The following is a 23,625-nucleotide window of genomic DNA, read 5'->3' as shown; positions in this document are numbered from 1 at the left end:
TACCTTAAAAATTATTTTTAATGATTACCTTTTTCATTTTTAAGATGACTTTAACAACAAACAAAGCAACAATTCCTACCAATAATCCAACAGTAAATTCACCTGATATTGAAGGAAATCCGTGTACTATATCATGCACTATATCCAGATTGTGAACAAAAATACCTCCTGCAACTAAAATCATTGCCAACGTACCAATTACACCTAAACTTCTAATTAAAAAAGGCAATGTGTTTACCATTGCTTTACCAATGTTTTTAGAAACTTTAGAATCACTTGTTGCTATTAATTTAAGACCGAAATCATCCATTCTTACTAATAGTGCCACCAATCCATAAACACCTACCGTAGCTAATAAGGTCACTAATGAAACTACAATTATTTGCATTTTTAATGGTTCTTCAACTACAGTACCCAAAGCAATAATTACTATTTCTACTGATAGTATAAAATCTACTATTATAGCAGACTTTATTTTTTTCTTTTCATATTCCAATGCCTGTTCAGGCTTCATCTCTGATACTTTGGGTTTATCTTCAATATCCTTTCTATGGAAAAGATATTCATATATTTTTTCTGCTCCTTCGTAAGCTAAATATACCCCTCCGATTAAAAGAAGATAAGTGATAGCAATTGGGAAATAAGCACTTAACAGAAATGCAACAGGTAAAATTATCAATTTATTCAAAAAAGATCCTTTGGCAATTTTCCACAGGACGATTAATTCTCGCGATGATACAAAACCAGAAGCTTTTTCTGCATTCACCGCCAGGTCATCAGCAAGGATGCCAGCCGTTTTTTTGGTAGTTATTTTACTCATAACAGCTACATCATCCATAAGTACTGCTATGTCATCTAATAGAGCAAAAAATCCTGAGGTCATTTTATTTTATATATTGCGTTTACCATTAACTAGCTTCATTATTAAATCAGGCTAAAATGAGCATCCCCCATTAGGTAGGACAGCTTTTCTTGATTTTTAAGTTTACAACTGTTTGCTGAGTTTTCCATATTTCCACACCGGAAAATCTCTTCAAAGATTTTCATTATAGTGTGGGAATGTGGAAAACTCTTTCTCATGCCGCCTGCTCAATCTTTGTGTATACTTCTGCCGGAAAACGGTCATCCAGACTGCTGTGACATCGATGGTGGTTGTACTTGTTCATGAACTCAGTCACTTGAGCGTATAGATTCACACCGTCTGCTGGTGGATTTAGGTAGATCTCCTCATACTTCAACGTACGCCAGAAGCGTTCGATGAACACGTTGTCAATCGCTCTTCCTTTGCCATCCATGCTCAAGCGAACGTTCCTTGAGAGGACCGCTCTGGTAAAAGCCTCAGAGGTGAACTGGCTACCCTGATCGGTATTGATGATCTCCGGCTGCCCATATTCATTGACGGCTTCTTCCAGTACTTCCCTGCACCAATCTGCGTCCATACTGTTGGAGACCGACCAGCCTACGATATAGCGGCTATACAGGTCGATGATGGCTGCCATGTACATAAATCCTTTCTTCATTGGTATGTAGGTGATGTCCATGGCCCAGACTTGATTGGGCCGGCTAACCTGCAGATTGCGCAGCAGATAGGGATATACCTTGTGGGCTTTATGGCGCCGCGAGGTATGCCTTCCGGGCATCACTGCCTGCAGGCCCATGCAGCGATAATACAAGCGTTCCACCCGGTTACGGCTGATGGTATAGCCCTTGTCCCGGGTGAGCCAGGTGTACATACGAGGCGCCCCCTTGTAGGGATGATGCAGATAATGCTCATCCATCAGCCGCATGAGTTCCAGGTTCAGCGATGATTCCGGTTTTGATTTATAGTAAATGCCTGAGCGGTGAACATTCAGAAGTTTGCACTGAGCTTTCAGACTCAAATTAGAATGACCCTTGCGTATCATTGTACGTCGTTTTGCCAGAGATTCTAGCGCAAAGCGTCTTTTAAAAAATCATTTTCCACCTTCAGTTTGCCAATGGTTTTAAGCAGCTTGTCTTTTTCTTCATCGGCCTGGGCTTGCTTGCTCTTGGGCCCCTTTTCAAAAACTTCTTCAGCATTGTTGAGGAACTCCCGCTTCCAGTTGCTGAGCTGCTGTGGGGCCAGCTCGTATTTCTGAGCAAGCTCTGCCAGGGAGGCATGTTCTTTTAATAATTCCAAAACCACTTTGGTCTTGAACTTCGAGGTGAATTTTCTTCTAGTCATTGCAGTAAATTTAAGTATAAATATTAACTTAATTCACTGTCCTGATTTTTGGGGAATGCTCACTTTTTAGCTAACAACAAAATGCAGGTAAATTAAATAGGCCCACCCATGCTATAAAAAATCCATGAATAATGATTTAACTGAGTCATTTTTAGGCATAGACAACAAACCTAAGGCATCCACTCCATGAAAGTTTTTTTGCTTAGGATCTACCCCTTTATCTAATAAGATTTCAACTATTTCATTGTCTCCACCTCTATTTGTCATCAGTGCAAGCCAGATCAAATTATTCCCTTCTTCATCTCTGAAATTTAAATTTGCCCCTTGGGAAATTAAAGATTCAAGTACTTTTGGCAGGTTCCTCTTGACAGTGTAATAAACAGGAGGATATCCATCAGCATCAATTTTATCAATTTCTGCACCTTGATCTATTAAATATAATGCTACTTCTTCATTTTTTTTTCGAATCGCATTATGTAAAGGAGGATAACCAAATTCATTTGATTTATTTATATCTATAGGTCTATTCTCTAAAAGTTGTTTTACTTTATCCTTTTCCCCTCTGGCTACAGCGATTTCAAATTCCTCCTGATAATTTTTAAAGTCAAGATTGAGGTTAGGCAGCCCTCCTTTTCGTTTGATAGATTCAATCGAAGAACTTAATTCATTTAATTTGGTGGCATTTTTGCTTTTATTTAAATAGTTGAAATATTCTTCTACAAATGCATTAATATTTTCTGTGATTTCTTCAATTTCAAAATTTATAACTTTTTGATCTTTAAAATAAAAATATACATAAAGATGATACAATAAGGATTCTACTCTTTCCTCAAGGTCATGCTCTTTATTTTTAATTAAACTCTTAAGCATCTGAATAACTGAATTTTCCAATTCAGGGTCATTTTCGATGGCGGGAATAATAAACTTTTTCCATTGACCTAAGATCCAATGTTCATCTATTTGTGGATCTTGTAAATAATAAGAATTTAATCCTAAACTAAATTCAGTTAATTCGTTATTTTCAACTGCTTTTATAAATTGATTCATCTTTATTTTATTTTTTCCCAGTTCCCTTCACCAAAGGCTTCTAATAATTGATTTATATCTTTATTGTGAATAACTTTTTCAGAACCGATTAAGGAGGCTTCACTTATACCGCTTTTGGTTTTACCTCCTGGCACCCATTCTCCCTCGATTGCACCCAACTCGTTGCCATCAGGAATATCAAATTTAAACTCTTTATTTTCAGGAGAAATTTTTACATAAAAAATTTCTTCCGAGCTTAAATCTACATCTTTTCCGAGATTGAGTTCATCTCTTAATATGGTCCAATCCTTATCCATATTATATTTATTTAAAACTTCATCCATTTCACTTTGCAACCCAACAAACTTTTTAGGCGGTAAAGATATGTATCTTGGATTTCCACCTTCCGTCCAACTTTTCACTACGATAAAAGATGCACCTTCTTCTTTAAATTTTTTAGCATGAGACTTAATTATCTCTTCTCTTAGATATTCTCTAGGATGCGGACGACTTCCTTTTGGGATTTCTTGAACTTTTTCTCTATTCCATCCAGACTTGAAAATATCTTCGTCAGAACGTGTCTCTGACTTTATAACTTTCCTACTTCGATTGGAACTCCTCTCCTCTAAACCGTATAGGCTTGGATCATTTTCTAATTCAATTATTTCCTCACGAGTCCTTCCTTCTTTTTTATATTCCTCTAATCTTTTTTTCCATTCATTACCATCTGTATGACCTATATCAGCTCTTGGTTTACCAACCAGGTTTTCAGGAACTTTTTGGCCAGCTTTAGGGTGAGGATGACCAAGTGGTGTCTTTTTAGGATAATACTTGCCGTAGTTCGGAATTTCAAGACCTGTCTTCTGATCAAGATAAATTTTGTAACCATTTGCATCCGTTCTTCCGGAATCTGCATTTTTAAAGATCTCTTCCCTGACTGATTTTCTCAAAGAAACCCTTTCACTTTTAGCGCCTCCTCGTATTCTATTACCTCTTAATTCATCAGACATACCTGGGTCTGTTAACTCAGCGAATTCATCAATAGCTTTAGCTTCATCGGCATTTAAATCCTGAACATATTTGCTACCATTTAAATTGGTATCATCAATTTCTTTTAATTTATTACCAACCTCAGAATCCTGCCATCCAACTAATACTCCATCCTTTTCTTTATTCCATTTCGCATCGCTGCCTTTATCCATTTTGACTTTACTTCCAACCCGTTTGCCCTTAACTCTCGGATCATCAGCTTTAACATGTTTCACTTCTCCATTAGCTAATAGAACCCATGGATTTACTTCACCTTCAAGCTTAAATCGACGCTTCTGAACCCTAATTCTGAATTTTTTAAACCGCAGCTTCTTGCTAAGTTTCTTGCCCAGGTCATCAAAGGTCTTTGCTCCTTTAGCCATGCCTTTCCGGACACCTTTCATAGCTACTTTACCGTTTTTAACAAGGGCTTGCCCCCTTCTTTTGCTGTTTTCCCAAGTTTACCAACGGCTTCTCCTGTCTCTTTAAAGGATTTCTTTACACTTGATTTAGCTGCTTTGGCTCCAGATTTCACCGCGCCCTTCACTCCTTGCTTAGCTACTGTTTTAACGGCAGTCTTAGCTCCTTTTAATGCAGCTTTTCCTCCAAACAGTAATGCAAATACCAATTCAATAGTTAACGCAGCTAATCCCCTTGCCAGGTGAGTAGCTCCCTGAACTAAATTGCCAGGCCAGGATTGCCCTAAATATGAACCAAAATGTTTTGCCATCTGGTAAATTCCTTCAACAGCAAAAAATGCCCCGACGATCTGAAGAAGTAATGGAATAGCTGCCATTATAGCCCCTCCAGTTAAAATATTAGCTAAAATCAATCCTCCAATTGCTCCAATCAGGCTTAAAATGATCTTGGCTTTATTTTCACTAAACCATTTTACAACAGCATCACGCATTGTACCTACTAAATAGCCCGCACGCTCCATTGGTGTTTTAAATGGTCCTACCATTTGTCCACCCTGTTGTATAGCTGCTTGTGCCGATCCTGATTGTGCCGTTTGTTGATTTGTTGTCTCGACAGTATCAGAATCCTGGGAGGAATAATTAACCACATCTTGCTTAACAGCTTCTATACCATGTTCCTGATCATCTGATTCTCCAAATTCAACAGTTTCTCCCTCAGACATTAATGCTATCTGTGCCATCAGTTCCTTATCAAACTGAACATCAGTTAATACTTCATCAGCGACTACATCAGATTCTTCATAAGACTGTTTAGCTAATAAGTTTTTATCCTCTCTGATCATTTCAGAGTCAGCTATAGCCTTATCTAATTCTGCTCCTTCTGGATTTTCAACCAGTGGTCTCTCATTTGGTAAAGGTTTAGTTACATCCTGCCCCAATAATTCTTCAGACATCTGTCCCATAAAATGATCAGGAGATATCATAGCAGCCTTTCCCAAATTGGTAATCCCTTTATATATTTTTATTAAGCCTGCAACTAAACCTTCAACAACACTTAAAACAGCATGAACTAGTGCCCTGTAAGCTTCTAAATAAAATTTAATAGCTGCTGCAAAAGCATCAAGCAACATGCTCACAGCTTTTTTAAGTAATTTAGCTGCTTTTTCAACAGCTTGAACAGCAAAATCAACAGCCTTATCTATTAGATCATTAAATTTTTTAGCTATTGAGGGGAAAGCCGCAAAAGCAACTGAGACAATGCCTTTTAATATATCTCCAAAAGCTTTTATAAAACCTGTAATCGCTTTTGTTGCGGCATCTATCAATCCGTTTACTGCCGATTTAGCTGCTTCAACAATAGATTCAACAAGCTTTACCAATCCATCAAAAATGCTGTTAATAGCAGACTTAAGACTATCAAATACACTTGATATAGCATCAGCTGCTTTATCCCACCAGCTTTTATCCTCCTCAACTTCTTTTTTCTTCTTTTCAGCTTGTTTATCAGCATCAGCGATAGCTTTATCTGATTTCTGTTGAGCTTCGGTTAATTTTGCACTGACTTCTTTATCAGTTTCAGTAAGCTTTACCTGAATTTTATCATTGGTTTCCTTATCAGCTTGTTCAGCATCTTTCTCATATTTTTGGTAGACTGCCTCATTCTCTTCTTCCCATTCTTTCTTTCTTGCATCGGCTTCAACCTGGGCTTTTAATTTTGCTTCTTTCTGCCTTTTTTCGGTTTCGGCTGCCTTCTCCTGAATTTTCTTGTCGAAGTCATTTTTTGCAGATTCCTTATTTGCGCTAAGCTCCTCGCGACCACTATCTAACTTATTTTGCTCTTCCTGTAACTTCTGTCCAACACTTTTTTCAGATTCTACAACAAACCCCTGATCGATTTCCGGAATAGAATCTTTTACTTTATCCTGAACTGATGCCTTAAGTTCTTCTGTTTCTTCAGGAAGTTTATTTTTAGCCTTTAGTATCTCATTGTCTGGTTTGGGCCTTATTAAATCGATTCCGCGATTTGCTTCAAGAAATTTTTTAAACCGCTTTTTTCTATCATCTACCTCTATTGTGGTATCTTCCTTTAAATTCTTAATGTTGTCAGGGTTAGCTTTCCCTTCCAATGGTAATTCAGGCTTAGGCCCCAGGTCAACTTCTACACTTGGTAAGGAGTCTGGAAACTCGCCAATATCTTCGGGTAGTTTTTCTACTGCCTTAGATTGGGACTTTTCAACTTTGGCTGGAATCTCTTTTTTCTTAGGCTCTTCATTTTCTTTAAGCTCTTGTTTCTTTTCAACACCTTTGTCTTCTGGAGTTATTTTAGGCAGCTCGGTTTTGCCAGGAAATAATCCTGTAGGACTTTTAATTTCAGGTATCGATTTTTTTGCTTTATCATGTTGATCTGAAAAGTCTTCAGAAAGGGTTTTGGCGATAATATCCGGATTTTTAACTAACTCTATCGGTGAACGTTTCACACCTGTTCCACCAGGTATTTTAATTGCTTGCTTTTCTTCGTTTAGCCCTTTCGATTTACTTGGTTCCGTAGACCTTTCTTCCCTGGTCTTTTTATTATTCTGATCCTTTCCAGCTTCTTCTTTTTGTTTTGGTTTTTAGTCGATGATTTTCTTCTTAAATCATCAGGTTTCTTATTTAAATTCTTTTTATCTGGAGATAATTCATCTTCGGTATTCTCTTTTTCATCATCTAAAGAGGTATTCGATCCTTCTTTTAAGGTTTTAAGCTGATTTTCAAGACCCGATAAATCAATATCGGGCTGCTGCCACTGAATATCTGGAAAATATTTATTTAATTCTCTTTTAAAATCGCTCGTTCCTACTTCGATTTTTTTTGAAGCCAGACTTTTTTCAAAATCATCAAACTGCCTCCTGATTTTATTCTTTTCTCTAAACCCTTTTACTGAAGCTATTTCAGCTTTTTTAAGTCCACTATAAAATTTTTTAACAGGCTTGAGAACTTGATCTTTCTTTTTCTTATCTCAGTGATCTGCTGCATTTTTAGCAGCTTATCTTTAGATTGGTTAAGAGGGTTCTTTTTCCTGAAATTATCAACAGGCTTATCTGTTGAAGGAATTTTAATTTTTGGTTTCTTTTTTCCGACCCTCTTTTTGATTTCAGAAACTTTTCTAACCAGAGTTCCTTTTGACACGTCTTTAGCTGCCGGTTCGAGAATTTCAATAATTTCATTGGTAGATAGAGATGATATATCTCTGGCTTCCATTCCGGAAGTTTTTTCTACCAAATCAATCAATGCCTCCTTTTCTGAGGATGAAAGATTCTCTAATGAAATGTTACCACTATACTTATCTTTGAGATTATTTACAGCAGTAAGCGGCTCAACATATGCTATTTCCTTTTCAAACATATTAGCTTCTTTCTTTTGCCTGCTCTGCCTTTACGTACTTTGATAAAACATGTAGGGTAAGAGTATTAGTGCTATTGCTTTTTGCTTCAAGACAAGCCAGTTTGATAATATTACTAATATTAGCCCCGGTTAGCTGGTAAGTTTCCGCAAGATATTGAGCTCCGTGGCCTTCTTCAAATTTAAAACCGGAAGGAATACTCTGTTTCCATAAAAATTCTCTTTCTTCTTTTCCGGGAGGTGGGATAAAAATTGAAGTTAAAATCCTCCTTCTGAAGGCAATATCAAGATTTTGATTAAAGTTACTTGCTAGTAATACCAGACCAGGGAATTTTTCAATTCGTTGAAGTAAATAAGCAACCTCCTGGTTAGCATATCTGTCTTTTGCATCCTTCACCTCAGTTCGCTTACCAAATAAAGCATCTGCCTCATCAAAAAACAGGATACATTCCTTTGACTCCAGTCGATCAAATATTTTTTCCAGGTTCTTTTCGGTTTCACCTATGTATTTAGAAACCACTCTAGACAGATCAACAGCATATACAGGCGTGTCAAGCTCCTTTCCCAATACAGATGCAGTCAATGTCTTTCCGGTGCCGGGAGGACCATAGAGCATAGCTACATAGCCTCTCTTTACTTTTTTAGTAAAGTCAGCATTTTCATATAATTCATTACTATATTTTACGTAGTTAATAAGCGAATTAAGCTGTTCTTTAGTATTATCTTTTAGTACGAGATCAGAAAAAGTTTTATTGGTTGTGAGTAAGGTGGCTGGGAAATCTGCAGAAACTTTAATCACGGGTTTCTTTCCTGTCATCAATGAGCAATAATGTTCATCGCTGATTCTTAATATCCCATTCTCAAATGTTTCTGTTTCGGCTCTGCTTACATGTAGCACTTGCTCTTTTATCAATCGACTATCTATCAACTGATTTAAGTATAAAGCCCTTTTCACTCCGTCAAATCCTGCCAGTAAAAACAAAATGGTTCTTATTGTTGGTGAGATAGTGGCTTGATCTTTTACTTTTCCTCCCCCGGCCCAATAATTAAGTTTTTCATTAGACCATAATGGTAATAAAGAAAATGGCTGAAACTGAGAAGTGAATACCACTGAAATCATAAATAATTCAGCAATTGATGTATCAAATTCATCAACTAACTGGTGCCATGAAGAATTTTCAGGTATTTCTGGTATCTCACATAGATCTTTAAACTCCCGAGGTGATTTATTGTCTTTTAATTCACTGAGTCTTGAATGCATTACCTTTTTCACCCAGGACTCTACTTTACTAAAAGCGGATATATTCAGTGCTAAATATTCGTAGTTTTCAAACTTACCAGCTGAATTAATCGATTGTTTACCTTGACTGGTTTTTCGTAAGGTATCCAGCATAAAAATTGTGTTATGGTTGAAAAAATGAATTCGATCAATGGTTGAAAGATATTTCTCGAATCGGGTTCAATAATACAATATACTGTGTTTTCAACCAAACACTTATAAATAAAAAAAGCCGGACAAAAATCCGGCTTACAATTATATTATATTTTATCAGTCAGTTGGACCTTTCCATATCTCCACCCAACCTGAGAATGAATCTCCTCCTGGAACTTCCAGATAGTAATAATAAACTCCATCCGGCTCATCACCCCCATCAAATCCATTTTCATTGTCGTAATCATCAGTTTCATAAACAGTACGACCATACCTGTTAGTAATTACTAATCTGGAATTATCAGGCAGGTTTCGGATATAGAATGTATCGTTAAACCCGTCATTGTTTGGAGTAAAGACATTTGGTATAAAAATGCTCTCATCTAGTGGTAGTTCGATGATTTTCTCTATTTCACAGCCTCCTTCATCTCTTACCATCACACTATAATCTCCGGCATAAAGATCATCAAATGTGATTTCATACTTCAATGACTGATTATCCTGTGGCACGTCTGTCCAATCAATAAAGATTCCCTGATCAGCGAATATAGGAGCTATCAATTCAATTGATGCTTCATACCCAGGTGTTCCTCCGGTTATATTTGTTATTCTCATCGACCCGGTAGCTCTATCAGGGAAAGATTCTACAAGATTATCTACTTCAAAATCCAGAATTTCGCGAATCTGGAAATCAACATTTTCACTTTCTACTTCCTCTGCAGGAGAACAATTTGATTGTGTTTGAGAAAGTGTTGCAGTATAAAAATCTTGTATTAGTAAGAAATCAAAGAGATCACTGTCTTCAATCAAGTAGTTACCTCCTGAGATATCTGAATAAGGAACATTGAATGTTTTATTATACCCTCCGGCACCTCCTGAAATATTTCGAACCTGTAATCTAAAATCAACTCCAATTTCTCCCTGGATATTTGTTAATAGTAATGCTTGTTCATTATCCTGACATATAAGCTGTGTTTCAAAGGCAACAGCCAGAGGCCCACCACTTATAGTTATCACCTCTTCATTTGGACATGCATCATCGCCAACTCCTTTCACAGCCACATAGTAAGTGCCTTGATCAAGTTCACTAAATACAAACCTACCATTAGATGGAACTGCAACAAACCCGGTATCTACGCCTGGTTGCTCAGCAATAGCGATCTCATAAGTTCCAGGCAGGAATGAAGGATCTATCTGTATTTCAATAGCTCCATCTCGCCCGTCTCCGGCACATGTCGGATCAGATGCGTTTGTTGTGAAATCTACTAATCCCGGACTAGGAACAAAGAATTGTATAGCCTTACTACAATCTACTCCTGTATCAATAATGAGCAGTTCGTGTGTACCACCTGTCAGGCCATCAAAAATACCGTCAGCAGGGAATGCTGTTGGTGTTCCATCCAGTTGATATTCGTAACTTCCGGTACCTCCGGTTATATTTGAAATCTCAACAACACCATCATTTGCATTACATGTTGCTTCTTCCAGCACTGTAATATCAGCGTTATAATCTTCATATTCATTTCCGATTATAATTGTTGTTCCTGCAAAGCAAGCATCATTTTCGCTTCTTCTAAAGCTAATCACTAATTCGTTTGAAGGCTCTGCTCCTGCAGGTAATCCGGTAATAACATCTCCATTAATAAAGTTATTCCAGTTCACACCATCAACTGACCATTGCAATACATCTCCGGAAGGTTCATCAGGGAAGGTCACTCTGGCTGATCCTGATGGATCATTTACGCAAGTTGAATTCTGAACTTGCGATACAACTGGTTCCCCGATTGTTCCTGATCTGTCGATAGTGAATTGTCCCGATTTAACACATGACGAATCACCATATATTATTGTATAGTCGTATATACCCTGAGGAAGCCCGTCGAAAGTAAAATCATTAAAATTAGTTCTTTCTGCAGGACCACTAATATCTATTATCACTCCCACATTATTGACTGCAGGTGTTTCAGGTACGATATCAAAGAATACTCCACCATCAGAATTTGAACATGTAGCTGCAACCGGTTCTGGTGTTATTTGAACAGTTGCACAATCACCAATTCCTCCTCCTGTACAAGCAGGATCATCCTCTGCAAGTGTAGTAGATTGTACTACATTTGAATTTATACTTGTTGCACAATTGTTTACAGCTCTTAATCGAGTAAACACTGTTGTTTCCGCAGGTATACCCGTTACTTCAAAAGTAGTAACATTACCAATATCCCTGTTGGTATAGTTTGGTAGGATAGTATTAAATCCTGCGTCAAAGGCAACATCTATCACATATGTATTTGCAGAGGGAACAGCATTCCAACTTACAGTGTAGCGATCACACAATTCATTTGAAGAAGTAATTGCAGGTGCATTTGGTGTTCCGAGAGTTGTAATAGTTGCTGTTGCTGAATAAGGCCCCGTTGCACAAGTATTGTATGCTGCTATCCTTACAAAATAATCAGTATTCTGATTCAACCCGTTAACATCGAAGGTCAGATTATTACCTGCATCTGCGTTATCTATTATTTTATTTGTAAAACCGGCATCAATAGCTATATCGACAAAATATCCTGATGCACCTATTGCAGCATCCCATGAAAGTGTAAATGCATCACAATCTAAGGCAGTGGCCTGAATATTTTGAGGAGCCTGTGGACCTTCATTGGAAGGTGCAGCGGTTTCTATATTACTATCAGAGGAAACTCCACAGCCGTTTAATGCTCTGACTCTTGCCTGATAATTCGTACCAGGTGTTAAGCCAGTTACAGTTACTGAATTTTGATCAGTCGTAAAGGCATCATACCCCGGAATAAATGTAGCAAAGTTGTCCTCAGATACATCCAATTCATAAGACGAAGCCCCTGTTACATTATTCCAGCTAATAGTTATTGATTCACATATTGCATTGGTGATTGGATCTAATACAGGAGAAACTGGTGCTGAATCATCTACTTGTATTGTGATACCATCTGATTCGACCGGGCTGCCTATCGCACAAGTCAGTGCTGGGTCGGCTGTTAATCTAACAGAAACTACATCAGCGTTTGATAAAGTATTTGTAGTAAATGTGGAAGAAGTCTCTCCTGCAACATCTACACCATTTATAATCCACTGATATGAAGGATTCTGACCGGCATTAGAAGCTTCAGCTGTAAAAGTCACCACCGTACCTGAACAAATCGCAGTTTCAGATGCGGTTACATTTACAGCTACCGGATCTGCACCTCCTACGCTAATTTCTATTTGATTAGATTCTAAAGGAGAATTAGTAACACAGCTTAATGCAAGGTCTGCCGTAACTATTACACTTACTTCATCTCCATCGTTTAAGGTACTGGTCGTAAACGAATCTGAAATTTCTCCATCCACAATAGAACCATTGACCAACCACTGGTATGATGGATTTGCTCCTGCATTTTGAACTTGAGAGGTGAAATTTACTTCTTCTCCATCACAAATTTGTGTTCTGTCTGCATTTATAGTTACATCCATTGTCAACTCAGAAACACGTTGGATCTGAATAGTATTTGATGTGGCAGGGCTTCCCTGTATACAACTCGCAGACGGATCTGAAGTCATTTGTACATATACCTCATCTCCTGTAACAACTGAACTAGTAGTGAAACTCTCTCCAAATTCCCCAGTTGGATTTCCATTAATAAACCATTCATAGGTTGGGTTAACTCCCGAACCAATACTTAAAGCAACACTAAATGTCACCTCATCATTAGTACACGATGGATTTTGATCTAGTTGGATAGCTACAAATGCAGTCAACTGATCAACAACAGATAAAGTAATTTCATTTGATTGAACAGGGTTAGTTGATGCACAACTAAATGAAGGATCTGCAGTTACATCAAGCCTGATTACATCTCCATCTGATAAGGTATCAGTTGCATAAGTGTCAGAATTAAGTCCTGATACAATAGTACCGTTAACATACCATTCAAATGTTGGATTAGCTCCTGCATTGCTTACCGTTGAGGTAAATGTTACGACATCATTAATACAAACAGGATTTTGATCTTCAGAAATCGTAACCTCAGGATCTATATTCGATGTTGTATTAACAGTTATTTCATTTGATTCCGCTGGATTGTTGGACACACAGGTCAGAGAAGGATCAGCTTCAACTACTGCGTTCACCACCTGTCCATCAGATAGTACTGCTGAGTAGGAAAGCCCATTTTCTCCTGGAACAACTACATTATCCACTAACCATGATATTGTCGGATTAGCACCAGCATTGTTGAGGGTAGCGGTGAAAGTTATTACCTCACCGTTACAAACCGGATTTTGATCAGCTGTAATACTCACCCCAACTGGAGTAGCTGTATTTAGCTGAATTGTTTCAGAATCAGATACTGTATTGGAAGTAGCACAAGTCAATGAGGGATCTACAGTCATTTCCACTGTTACTACTTCTCCACCACTTAGTGAAGTGGTATTTATAACTAATGTTTCTGTGTTTTCACCGGCTATTAAATTCCCGTCCAGGAACCATTCATATGAAGGATTTGCTCCTCCATTAGTTGGCTGGGCTTCAAATACAATATCCTCACCAGGACATGCCGGATTATTGTTACTTGATAATGACACCACAGGATCGATAGAAGACGAGACACTAATCGCTACTGTATCACCTGTTTCAGTCTGAGATGCACAGGTAAATGAAGGATCTACAGTTACTATTAAAGAAACCTCTTGTCCGTCAGTTAAACCTGAAGCAAGGAATGTGTCATTTGTTTCTCCACTTTGTTCCACACCATCGATGCTCCATTGATATGATGGGTTTGGTCCTACAGCATTTACTGAAGACGTAAACAATACATCATTTCCGGAACAGATAGGATTTTGGTCCGGAGAGATAGTTGCCAGTGGATTAAAATTAGAGCCAATTGCCATCTGAATTGAATTTGACTCTAATGTTGCTGGTGTTATACAATTTGCTGTCGGATCAACAGTTAAAAACGCGGTTATAATATCACCATCGTTCAAGGTAGATGATATAAATGTTGTTCCGGTTTCGCCTGAAACATCGACACCATTTACTCTCCACTGAATATCCGGATTAGCTCCTCCATTTGTCACATTCGCTATAAACGTAACATCATCGCCTATACAGGCCGGATTTTGATCTACAGAAATGGAAATATCTGAAACTAGATTTGGATCTATTGTTATAGTAATCGGAGCAGAAACTGCCGGACTTCCAACAGCACATGGATTACTTGATACAACTTCAAGAGTTATATCATAGGTACCTGGTGCTAAACCTGATAATATAAATGAATCACTATTTTCACCAGATATAGCATTGCCATCAAGCTGCCATTGGTAGAAAGGATTGGTTCCTCCTCCATTTATTGTTGAATTGAAACTAATAGTTCCATCTTCACAAATTTCTACTTGATCAGCAGTGATATCTACTGTTAAATTTTCTGACGGAGAAATGGTAACATTTGTTGATGCACTTGCCGGACTGCCATTAACACAGGTTAAGGATGGATCAGCTGTCATGATAACTTCCACATTGTCTCCATCAGTTAGAGTAGAGCTTGCAAAAGTTTCAGAAATTTCACCGGCCTGTAAATTGCCATTTACATACCATTCATAGGTTGGATTAGATCCACCATTTGATGGTAATGCAGTAAAAGTAATAAGATCTCCACTACATGCCGGATCCGGGTCAGCTACCAGGTTAACAGAGGCTACTAAATTATCCTGGAAATCAACTACAATATCATTTGAAACACCTGTATTAGATGTTACACAAGTGAATGTCGGATCGGTAATCCTTACTTCAGCAGATATAACATCACCGTCGTTTAATGAAGAACCAACATAAATACCTGAATTATCGGCCTGAACCTCAACACTATTTACAAACCATGCAATTTCAGGGTCTGTTCCTGCATCACTTACATTCGCTGTAAATGTTATCGTATTTCCAGTACAAGTTGGATTTTGGTCAGCCGCAATAGATATTGTCGGAGTAACTCTAGGTGTTGTATTTATTACCTGGGTACCAAGATCAACGAAACAACCTGAGTCATCTATGGCAAATAACGAATAAGTTCCTGCCAGTAGACCACCGATTAGAGGATCATTAAAAGGATATGTTGCCCCACCATCAATGCTAAATCGGTATGGCGGAGTTCCTCCATTTATATTTTGTAATTCTATACTTCCATCAGCATTTCCTTCACATGATTCATCAGTGACTACAATATTATCGACGGTAATATTTGCACCTGGATCTACCGTGGCAGTGGAATTAACAGTACAACCATTTGCATCACGGACTACAATGTCATACGTACCAGCTGTTAATCCAGTGAAAGTATTAGAATTCTGGAATGTATTACCATTATCTATACTGTATTCGTAATCAAGAGTTCCTCCGGAAACTGTAATTGTGATTTCTCCGTCCGCTCCAGTTGTACATCCAGCATCTACAGTAGAAATATTATCTATTAATAAGGTTGCAGGTTCACTAACAACAGCCTGATTATTAGCGAGACATCCATTTCCATCCCTAACTACTACATCATACGTTCCTGCTGATAAGTTGATAAAAGTATTTGAAGATTGAAACGTACTACCATTATCAATACTATACTCATAAGTTCCATCTCCACCAGAGGCAGTTATTGTTAATTCACCATCAGCATCTCCATTACAAGTAATATCAGTTACATCAATATTGTCTAATATTACAGAAGGTGCTGCATTGATTGTTATCTGAGTAACAGCTGATTCACAGTTATTTCCATCTCTGGCAATAACATCATACGTTCCGGCGGCCAATCCTGAAAATGTATTCGAAGCCTGGAAGGTTGCCCCACCATCGGTACTGTATTCGTAAGGTGCTCCGGCTCCACCACTGACTGCATCAACCGTAATAGTTCCGTCTGAGGCACCATTACACGTTTCATCAGTCGAGGATACAGCATCGATAGTCACTGCAACTGGCTCATTTACAGTTGCATTACCTGTAACTGTACATCCATTAGCATCCTGTACGACAATATTATAAGTTCCAGCACTTATTCCTGTAAAGTTATTTACTGCTTGAAACGTTGCTCCGTTATCAATACTGTATTCATACGGTGTAGTCCCACCAGTCACATTATTTATTGTAATCGTGCCGTCTGATGCTCCATTACAAGTTGCATCAGTAGCATCGATCGATCCGATTGTTAATGCCGCTGGTTGATCGATGACAATATTTGATATCGCTGACAAGCAGCCATTTGAATCTCTTACCTGTACATCATAAGTCCCGGTAGCTAATCCATTAAATATATTTGATGCCTGGAATGTAGTTCCGCCATCAATGCTGTATTCATAGGTTCCACTACCACCAGATGTTGCATCTACAGTGATCGAACCCGTTGATTCTCCGAAACAAAGAACATCACTCGCTGTAATATTATCTATCGTTACTGCAGCTGGTTCATTGATTGTCGCTGGAGTAATACCTGATAAACATCCATTTCCATCCCGGGCTTGAACATTGTATGTTCCTGCTGAAAGACCACTAAAAGTATTGGATGCCTGAAAAGTAGCACCACCATCAATACTATATTCAAAGGTTCCGGTTCCTCCAGAAGCGGTTATCGTTAATTCACCATCTGTATCCCCATTACAAGTGGCATCGATGGTAGCTATATTGTCAATCAGAACTTCTGTGGCTGCATTGATTGTTATCTGAGTAACAGCTGATTCACAGTTATTTCCATCTCTGGCAATAACATCATACGTTCCGGCGGCCAATCCTGAAAATGTATTCGAAGCCTGGAAGGTTGCCCCACCATCGGTACTGTATTCGTAAGGTGCTCCGGCTCCGCCACTGACTGCATCAACCGTAATAGTTCCGTCTGAGGCACCATTACACGTTTCATCAGTCGAGGACACAGCATCGATAGTCACTGCAACTGGCTCATTTACAGTTGCATTACCTGTAACTGTACATCCATTAGCATCCTGTACGACAATATTATAAGTTCCAGCACTTATTCCTGTAAAGTTATTTACTGCTTGAAACGTTGCTCCGTTATCAATACTGTATTCATACGGTGTAGTCCCACCAGTCACATTATTTATTGTAATCGTGCCGTCTGATGCTCCATTACAAGTTGCATCAGTAGCATCGATCGATCCGATTGTTAATGCCGCTGGTTGATCGATGACAATATTTGATATCGCTGACAAGCAGCCATTTGAATCTCTTACCTGTACATCATAAGTCCCGGTAGCTAATCCATTAAATATATTTGATGCCTGGAATGTAGTTCCGCCATCAATGCTGTATTCATAGGTTCCACTACCACCAGATGTTGCATCTACAGTGATCGAACCCGTTGATTCTCCGAAACAAAGAACATCACTCGCTGTAATATTATCTATCGTTACTGCAGCTGGTTCATTGATTGTCGCTGGAGTAATACCTGATAAACATCCATTTCCATCCCGGGCTTGAACATTGTATGTTCCTGCTGAAAGACCACTAAAAGTATTGGATGCCTGAAAAGTAGCACCACCATCAATACTATATTCAAAGGTTCCGGTTCCTCCAGAAGCGGTTATCGTTAATTCACCATCTGTATCCCCATTACAAGTGGCATCGATGGTAGCTATATTGTCAATCAGAACTTCTGTGGCTGCATTGATTGTTATCTGAGTAACAGCTGATTCACAGTTATTTCCATCTCTGGCAATAACATCATACGTTCCGGCGGCCAATCCTGAAAATGTATTCGAAGCCTGGAAGGTTGCCCCACCATCGGTACTGTATTCGTAAGGTGCTCCGGCTCCGCCACTGACTGCATCAACCGTAATAGTTCCGTCTGAGGCACCATTACACGTTTCATCAGTCGAGGACACAGCATCGATAGTCACTGCAACTGGCTCATTTACAGTTGCATTACCTGTAACTGTACATCCATTAGCATCCTGCACGACAATATTATAAGTCCCAGCACTTATTCCTGTAAAGTTATTTACTGCTTGAAACGTTGCTCCGTTATCAATACTGTATTCATACGGTGTAGTCCCACCAGTCACATTATTTATTGTAATCGTGCCGTCTGATGCTCCATTACAAGTTGCATCAGTAGCATCGATCGATCCGATTGTTAATGCCGCTGGTTGATCGATGACAATATTTGATATCGCTGACAAGCAGCCATTTGAATCTCTTACCTGTACATCATAAGTCCCGGTAGCTAATCCATTAAATATATTTGATGCCTGAAATGTAGTTCCGCCATCAATGCTGTATTCATAGGTTCCACTACCACCAGATGTTGCATCTACAGTGATCGAACCCGTTGATTCTCCGAAACAAAGAACATCACTCGCTGTAATATTATCTATCGTTACTGCAGCTGGTTCATTGATTGTCGCTGGAGTGATACCTGATAAACATCCATTTCCATCCCGGGCTTGAACATTGTATGTTCCTGCTGAAAGACCACTAAAAGTATTGGATGCCTGAAAAGTAGCACCACCATCAATACTATATTCAAAGGTTCCGGTTCCTCCAGAAGCGGTTATCGTTAATTCACCATCTGTATCCCCATTACAAGTGGCATCGATGGTAGCTATATTGTCAATCAGAACTTCTGTGGCTGCATTGATTGTTATCTGAGTAACAGCTGATTCACAGTTATTTTCATCTCTGGCAATAACATCATACGTTCCGGCGGCCAATCCTGAAAATGTATTCGAAGCCTGGAAGGTTGCCCCACCATCGGTACTGTATTCGTAAGGTGCTCCGGCTCCGCCACTGACTGCATCAACCGTAATAGTTCCGTCTGAGGCACCATTACACGTTTCATCAGTCGAGGACACAGCATCGATAGTCACTGCAACTGGCTCATTTACAGTTGCATTACCTGTAACTGTACATCCATTAGCATCTCTTACTACAATGTCATAGGACCCAGCTAAAGGATTAAAAACATTAGAAATTTGAAAGGTTGTCCCATTATCAATACTATATTCATAGGGAGTTGTTCCTCCTGATATACCATTAATTTCTAGTGTTCCTGTCTCACCAAAACAAATAGCATCAGTAACACTAATACTTCCTAATGTCACAACATCAGGTTCTGTAAGAACAATATTGCTGACAGATGATAAACAACTTTCCGAATCTCTTACAATCAGGTCGTAAGAGCCCGGTATCAGATTATTAAATGATAAACTTCCTTGATAACTTACTCCACCATCAATACTATATTCATAACCACCATTTCCCCCAGAAACGTTTTCAAAAGTTAATGTTCCATCGTCTGCCCCATTACAGGTGATATTAGTACTATTAAAAGTAAAAGTTATCGGGTCTGGTTCAGCGACAGAAACCGTATTAGATCCTACTGAAGGTCCTGTACCATTATTATCACGCACAAATACCTGATAATTTCTGGCCTCCAGATCGGTAAATGTATAAGTATCCGATGAAATACCAGGTACTGTTTGTAAAAGCCCCCTGGAAACGCATCTGCATCGAAAAGGAATAAAGTATAATCTGGAGTTCCATTTTGGATAGTTATTTCAACAGTGCCATCATCAGCCCCATTACAGGATACGTCAGTTGAAACTGCTGTGATAATTATCTGGGCATTAATTGTATAACCAGATATTATAAAAAATAGAACCAGAAATAAATTTTTCGTTATGTGATTTCGTTTACTCATTCTGTAATGAATAATTTAATATTTATTGACCGCTATTAAATTGAATAAGTCCAGTATGAAAGCTTGTTCCATCATTTTGAAAAAACTTCACAACATACTCCTTATTTTTATCCAGATCGCTAATAATCATTTCGCCATTAGTGACTACACCTTTTTTTACAATTTCATAATCTGGCATTTCACCTTCAAAAAGCTGATATTTCAATCCTTCTTGTTTGTCAGTTAAATTAATTTCAATAGAAAAACTATCACCACCCTGATCAATTAATTTAAATTTAACTGGATCATTGCTTGGAGTATCTTTTGAATTAAATGATAAAGAAGCGCTGAAAGACGCTATTAGTAGCAATAAAGAAAAGAATACCTTTTTCATATATAAAAAATCCGGATTAACTTTATTTATAAATAGGCTATAAAACACTTTTGTAACCTCTTTAACAATTAAATTTTCCTATTCCATCGATAATTTTCTCTTACTAATCTAAAAAATAAGGCTGATCTTAAGAAAATTCAGCAAGAGAAAGCATATACTATCCCGTGAAATTACATCATTAATTAATAATAATAGCCATTTTCCAATTAAAAATACAATTTTAGGCACTCTTAATTCGTTTAAAAAGGATTAAAAGGCTTAATATATTACACTTATAATTTACTCTTCTTTAGACCGTATCTAAAATAGCGCCAAAAACACCTTATCCCTTAAATTGTCTTTAAAGATTAATTCCTTTTATTTATCTTCGTGGCTCAAATTAGTTTAAGCTAAAATTAGACTGTAAAAATATGGCATTTGATATTGACATGATTAAGGCAGTTTATGAGTCGATGCCCGGCAAAATTGAAAAAGCCAGGCAACTTGTAAACCGTCCACTTACTTTAACTGAGAAGATCTTATATAGTCACCTCCATAACAATCAGCCACTCGAGAATTTCGAGCGTGCAAAATCATACGTTGATTTTGCTCCAGATCGCGTTGCTATGCAGGATGCTACTGCACAGATGGCTTTGTTACAGTTCATGCAGGCTGGAAAGAAACAAGCAGCTGTACCTTCAACTGTACATTGCGACCACCTTATCCAGGCAGAAATCGGAGCTGATAAAGACCTTGAAAAAGCTAAATCAAACAATAAAGAAGTTTATGACTTCCTGAGCTCTGTATCTAATAAATACGGAATAGGCTTCTGGAAGCCGGGAGCTGGAATTATTCACCAGGTTGTACTTGAAAACTATGCTTTCCCTGGTGGAATGATGATCGGTACTGACTCTCACACTGTAAACGCAGGTGGTCTTGGTATGGTCGCTGTTGGTGTTGGTGGTGCAGATGCCGTGGACGTTATGGCCGGAATGCCGTGGGAGCTTAAATTCCCTAAACTAATCGGTGTTAAGTTAACCGGTAAATTAAGTGGCTGGACATCAGCAAAAGACGTAATCCTTAAGGTTGCGGGTATACTTACTGTAAAAGGTGGTACTGGTGCCATTGTTGAGTACTTTGGCGAAGGTGCTGAGTCTCTTTCTTGTACAGGTAAAGGGACTATCTGTAACATGGGTGCTGAAATTGGAGCAACTACTTCAACTTTTGGATACGACAACAGCATGGCAGAATACCTGAGATCAACTGAAAGAGCTGAAGTAGCTGATTTAGCTGATAATATAAAAGAACATTTAACTGGTGATGCAGAAGTTTATGCTGATCCTGAAAAATATTTTGACCAGGTAATTGAGATCAATCTTTCTGAGCTTGAGCCTCATATCAATGGTCCTTTTACTCCGGACAGAGCTACTCCTTTATCTCAGTTCGCTAAAGAAGTAAAAGAAAATAACTGGCCTGAAACTCTTGAGGTTGGATTGATCGGTTCTTGTACAAACTCTTCTTATGAGGATATCACAAGAGCAGCTTCAGTTGCTGAAGAAGCACAGGCTAAAGGACTTAAAGCTAAAGCTGAGTTCACGATTACTCCTGGTTCTGAACAGGTAAGATATACTGTTGAAAGAGATGGCTATCTGAATACTTTCGAGAATATGGGTGGTGTTGTTCTTGCAAATGCTTGTGGTCCATGCATTGGACAGTGGGCAAGACACACTGACGATCCAAAGCGTAAAAACTCGATCATCACTTCTTTTAACAGGAACTTCGCAAAAAGAAATGACGGTAACCCGAATACTCATTCATTTGTAGCTTCTCCAGAGATAGTTACAGCATTTGCCATTGCAGGTGACCTGACTTTCAACCCGATGACGGATACGCTTAAAAACGAAGCGGGTGAAGAAGTAAAGCTTCCAGAGCCTAAGGGTATCGAACTTCCAATCAAAGGATTCGCTGTTGAAGATGCCGGATATCAAGCTCCTGCTAAAGACGGTAGTGATGTTGACGTAATCGTTAATCCTGATAGTGAAAGATTACAATTACTTTCTCCATTCGACGCATGGGACGGTGAGAACATTACCGGTATGAAGCTTCTTATTAAAGCTAAAGGTAAATGTACTACTGACCATATTTCTATGGCTGGTCCATGGTTAAGGTACAGAGGTCATCTTGATAACATTTCAAATAATATGTTAACTGGTGCTGTTAACTTCTTTAACGAAGAAACTGATAGCGTAAAAGATCAGATTTCAGGAGAGTATGACAGTGTACCAAATGTGGCTCGTCATTACAAAGCTGAAGGGATTCCTTCTATTGTAGTTGGTGATCATAATTATGGTGAGGGTTCTTCTCGTGAGCACGCAGCTATGGAGCCTCGTCACCTGGGTGTTAGAGTGGTATTAGTAAAATCATTTGCTCGTATCCACGAAACCAACCTTAAGAAACAAGGTATGCTGGGACTTACTTTTGAAAATGAAAATGATTATGATAAGATTCTTGAGGATGATGTAATCGATATCATTGATCTTGATTCTTTTGCTCCTGGCAAACCAATTACCTTAAAGCTTACTCATGCTGATGGTAGCACTGATACGATTGTAACAAACCATACTTACAATGAAGGTCAGATTGAGTGGTTTAAAGCAGGATCTGCATTAAATCTTATCAAAAAGCAAAATGCTTAATCACTAAGCTGATAGATAAAATAAAAAAGGGATCGAAATTCGATCCCTTTTTTATTTTAAAATGTATTTCTGAATATATTTTTCTCCTTCATCTGGCTTTACCTTTACATGCCAATTATCTTTTACAATTAGAACGGGTGATTCTTTGCACCTACCGGTACATTTGGTTTTTATTATTTTAAATTTCCCTTTGAGATCATGTTTTTTTGCCGCTTGTGATAAGCTCTTTTCTAACTCTTTACTTCCACACTTTTTGCATGATTTTCCGTTACACACAAAAGCAAAATGTTTTACAGCATCTTTTTTACTCATAACTCATGTAACGCAATAATTCCTCATTTGTTAATTGAATTTTAAGCAAAAACCTATAAAATCTTTCATCAATAA

At 38.3% G+C, this 23,625-nt stretch carries 13 protein-coding genes; 1 reads left to right on the top strand and 12 read right to left on the bottom strand.

Going from position 1 to position 23,625, the window contains the following annotated elements:
- Positions 1–4 precede the first annotated feature (4 nt).
- The 11 genes from DCC35_RS08700 to DCC35_RS08650 form a co-directional block, all read right to left on the bottom strand.
- Positions 5–883 (bottom strand): DUF808 domain-containing protein, encoded by an 879-nt coding sequence (locus tag DCC35_RS08700; RefSeq protein WP_137090415.1) that lies wholly within the window; start codon positions 881–883, stop codon positions 5–7.
- A gap of 193 nt (positions 884–1,076) precedes the next feature.
- Positions 1,077–1,922 carry an IS3 family transposase gene (locus DCC35_RS08695; RefSeq protein WP_394347723.1) on the bottom strand — a complete coding sequence of 282 codons (846 nt, stop codon included), beginning with the start codon at positions 1,920–1,922 and terminating at the stop codon, positions 1,077–1,079.
- Positions 1,923–1,927: 5 nt separating this feature from the next.
- Positions 1,928–2,203: a transposase gene (locus DCC35_RS08690; protein ID WP_137090413.1), complete on the bottom strand. Its 276-nt coding sequence runs from the start codon at positions 2,201–2,203 to the stop codon at positions 1,928–1,930.
- A 111-nt stretch (positions 2,204–2,314) separates the two neighbouring features.
- Positions 2,315–3,250, bottom strand: a complete 936-nt coding sequence (locus DCC35_RS08685; RefSeq protein ID WP_137090412.1) for an ankyrin repeat domain-containing protein — start codon at positions 3,248–3,250, stop codon at positions 2,315–2,317.
- Between the two features lie 2 nt (positions 3,251–3,252).
- Positions 3,253–4,662, bottom strand: coding sequence for a GH-E family nuclease (locus DCC35_RS08680; RefSeq protein ID WP_137090411.1), 1,410 nt, complete (start codon positions 4,660–4,662; stop codon positions 3,253–3,255).
- A 2-nt stretch (positions 4,663–4,664) separates the two neighbouring features.
- Positions 4,665–7,154, bottom strand: a complete 2,490-nt coding sequence (locus DCC35_RS08675; RefSeq protein ID WP_137090410.1) for a hypothetical protein — start codon at positions 7,152–7,154, stop codon at positions 4,665–4,667.
- 448 nt (positions 7,155–7,602) lie between these two features.
- Positions 7,603–8,061, bottom strand: a complete 459-nt coding sequence (locus DCC35_RS08670; protein ID WP_137090409.1) for a hypothetical protein — start codon at positions 8,059–8,061, stop codon at positions 7,603–7,605.
- Between the two features lies 1 nt (position 8,062).
- Positions 8,063–9,451 (bottom strand): ATP-binding protein, encoded by a 1,389-nt coding sequence (locus DCC35_RS08665; RefSeq protein WP_137090408.1) that lies wholly within the window; start codon positions 9,449–9,451, stop codon positions 8,063–8,065.
- Positions 9,452–9,607: 156 nt separating this feature from the next.
- On the bottom strand, positions 9,608–19,900 hold the full coding sequence (locus tag DCC35_RS08660; RefSeq protein WP_137090407.1) for a fibronectin type III domain-containing protein: 10,293 nt from the start codon (positions 19,898–19,900) through the stop codon (positions 9,608–9,610).
- Positions 19,867–20,190: a SprB repeat-containing protein gene (locus tag DCC35_RS08655; RefSeq protein ID WP_137090406.1), complete on the bottom strand. Its 324-nt coding sequence runs from the start codon at positions 20,188–20,190 to the stop codon at positions 19,867–19,869. Before DCC35_RS08655 ends, DCC35_RS08660 begins: the two co-directional genes overlap by 34 nt.
- Before the next feature lie 22 nt (positions 20,191–20,212).
- Positions 20,213–20,563, bottom strand: a complete 351-nt coding sequence (locus tag DCC35_RS08650) for a hypothetical protein (protein ID WP_137090405.1) — start codon at positions 20,561–20,563, stop codon at positions 20,213–20,215.
- 410 nt (positions 20,564–20,973) lie between these two features.
- Here DCC35_RS08650 and DCC35_RS08645 point away from each other — a divergent pair, with 410 nt between their 5' ends.
- Positions 20,974–23,238 carry an aconitate hydratase gene (locus DCC35_RS08645; protein WP_137090404.1) on the top strand — a complete coding sequence of 755 codons (2,265 nt, stop codon included), beginning with the start codon at positions 20,974–20,976 and terminating at the stop codon, positions 23,236–23,238.
- 51 nt (positions 23,239–23,289) lie between these two features.
- Here DCC35_RS08645 and DCC35_RS08640 read toward each other — a convergent pair whose 3' ends face one another.
- Entirely contained in the window at positions 23,290–23,550 is a 261-nt protein-coding gene (locus DCC35_RS08640) for a (2Fe-2S) ferredoxin domain-containing protein (protein WP_137090403.1), read from the bottom strand.
- Positions 23,551–23,625: the final 75 nt, after the last annotated feature.

This window comes from Mangrovivirga cuniculi, from assembly GCF_005166025.1.
Classification (GTDB): Bacteria; Bacteroidota; Bacteroidia; order Cytophagales; family Cyclobacteriaceae; genus Mangrovivirga; species Mangrovivirga cuniculi.
Note: the sequence above shows the minus strand (reverse complement) of the source record. Positions and strands in the feature narration are given on the sequence as shown.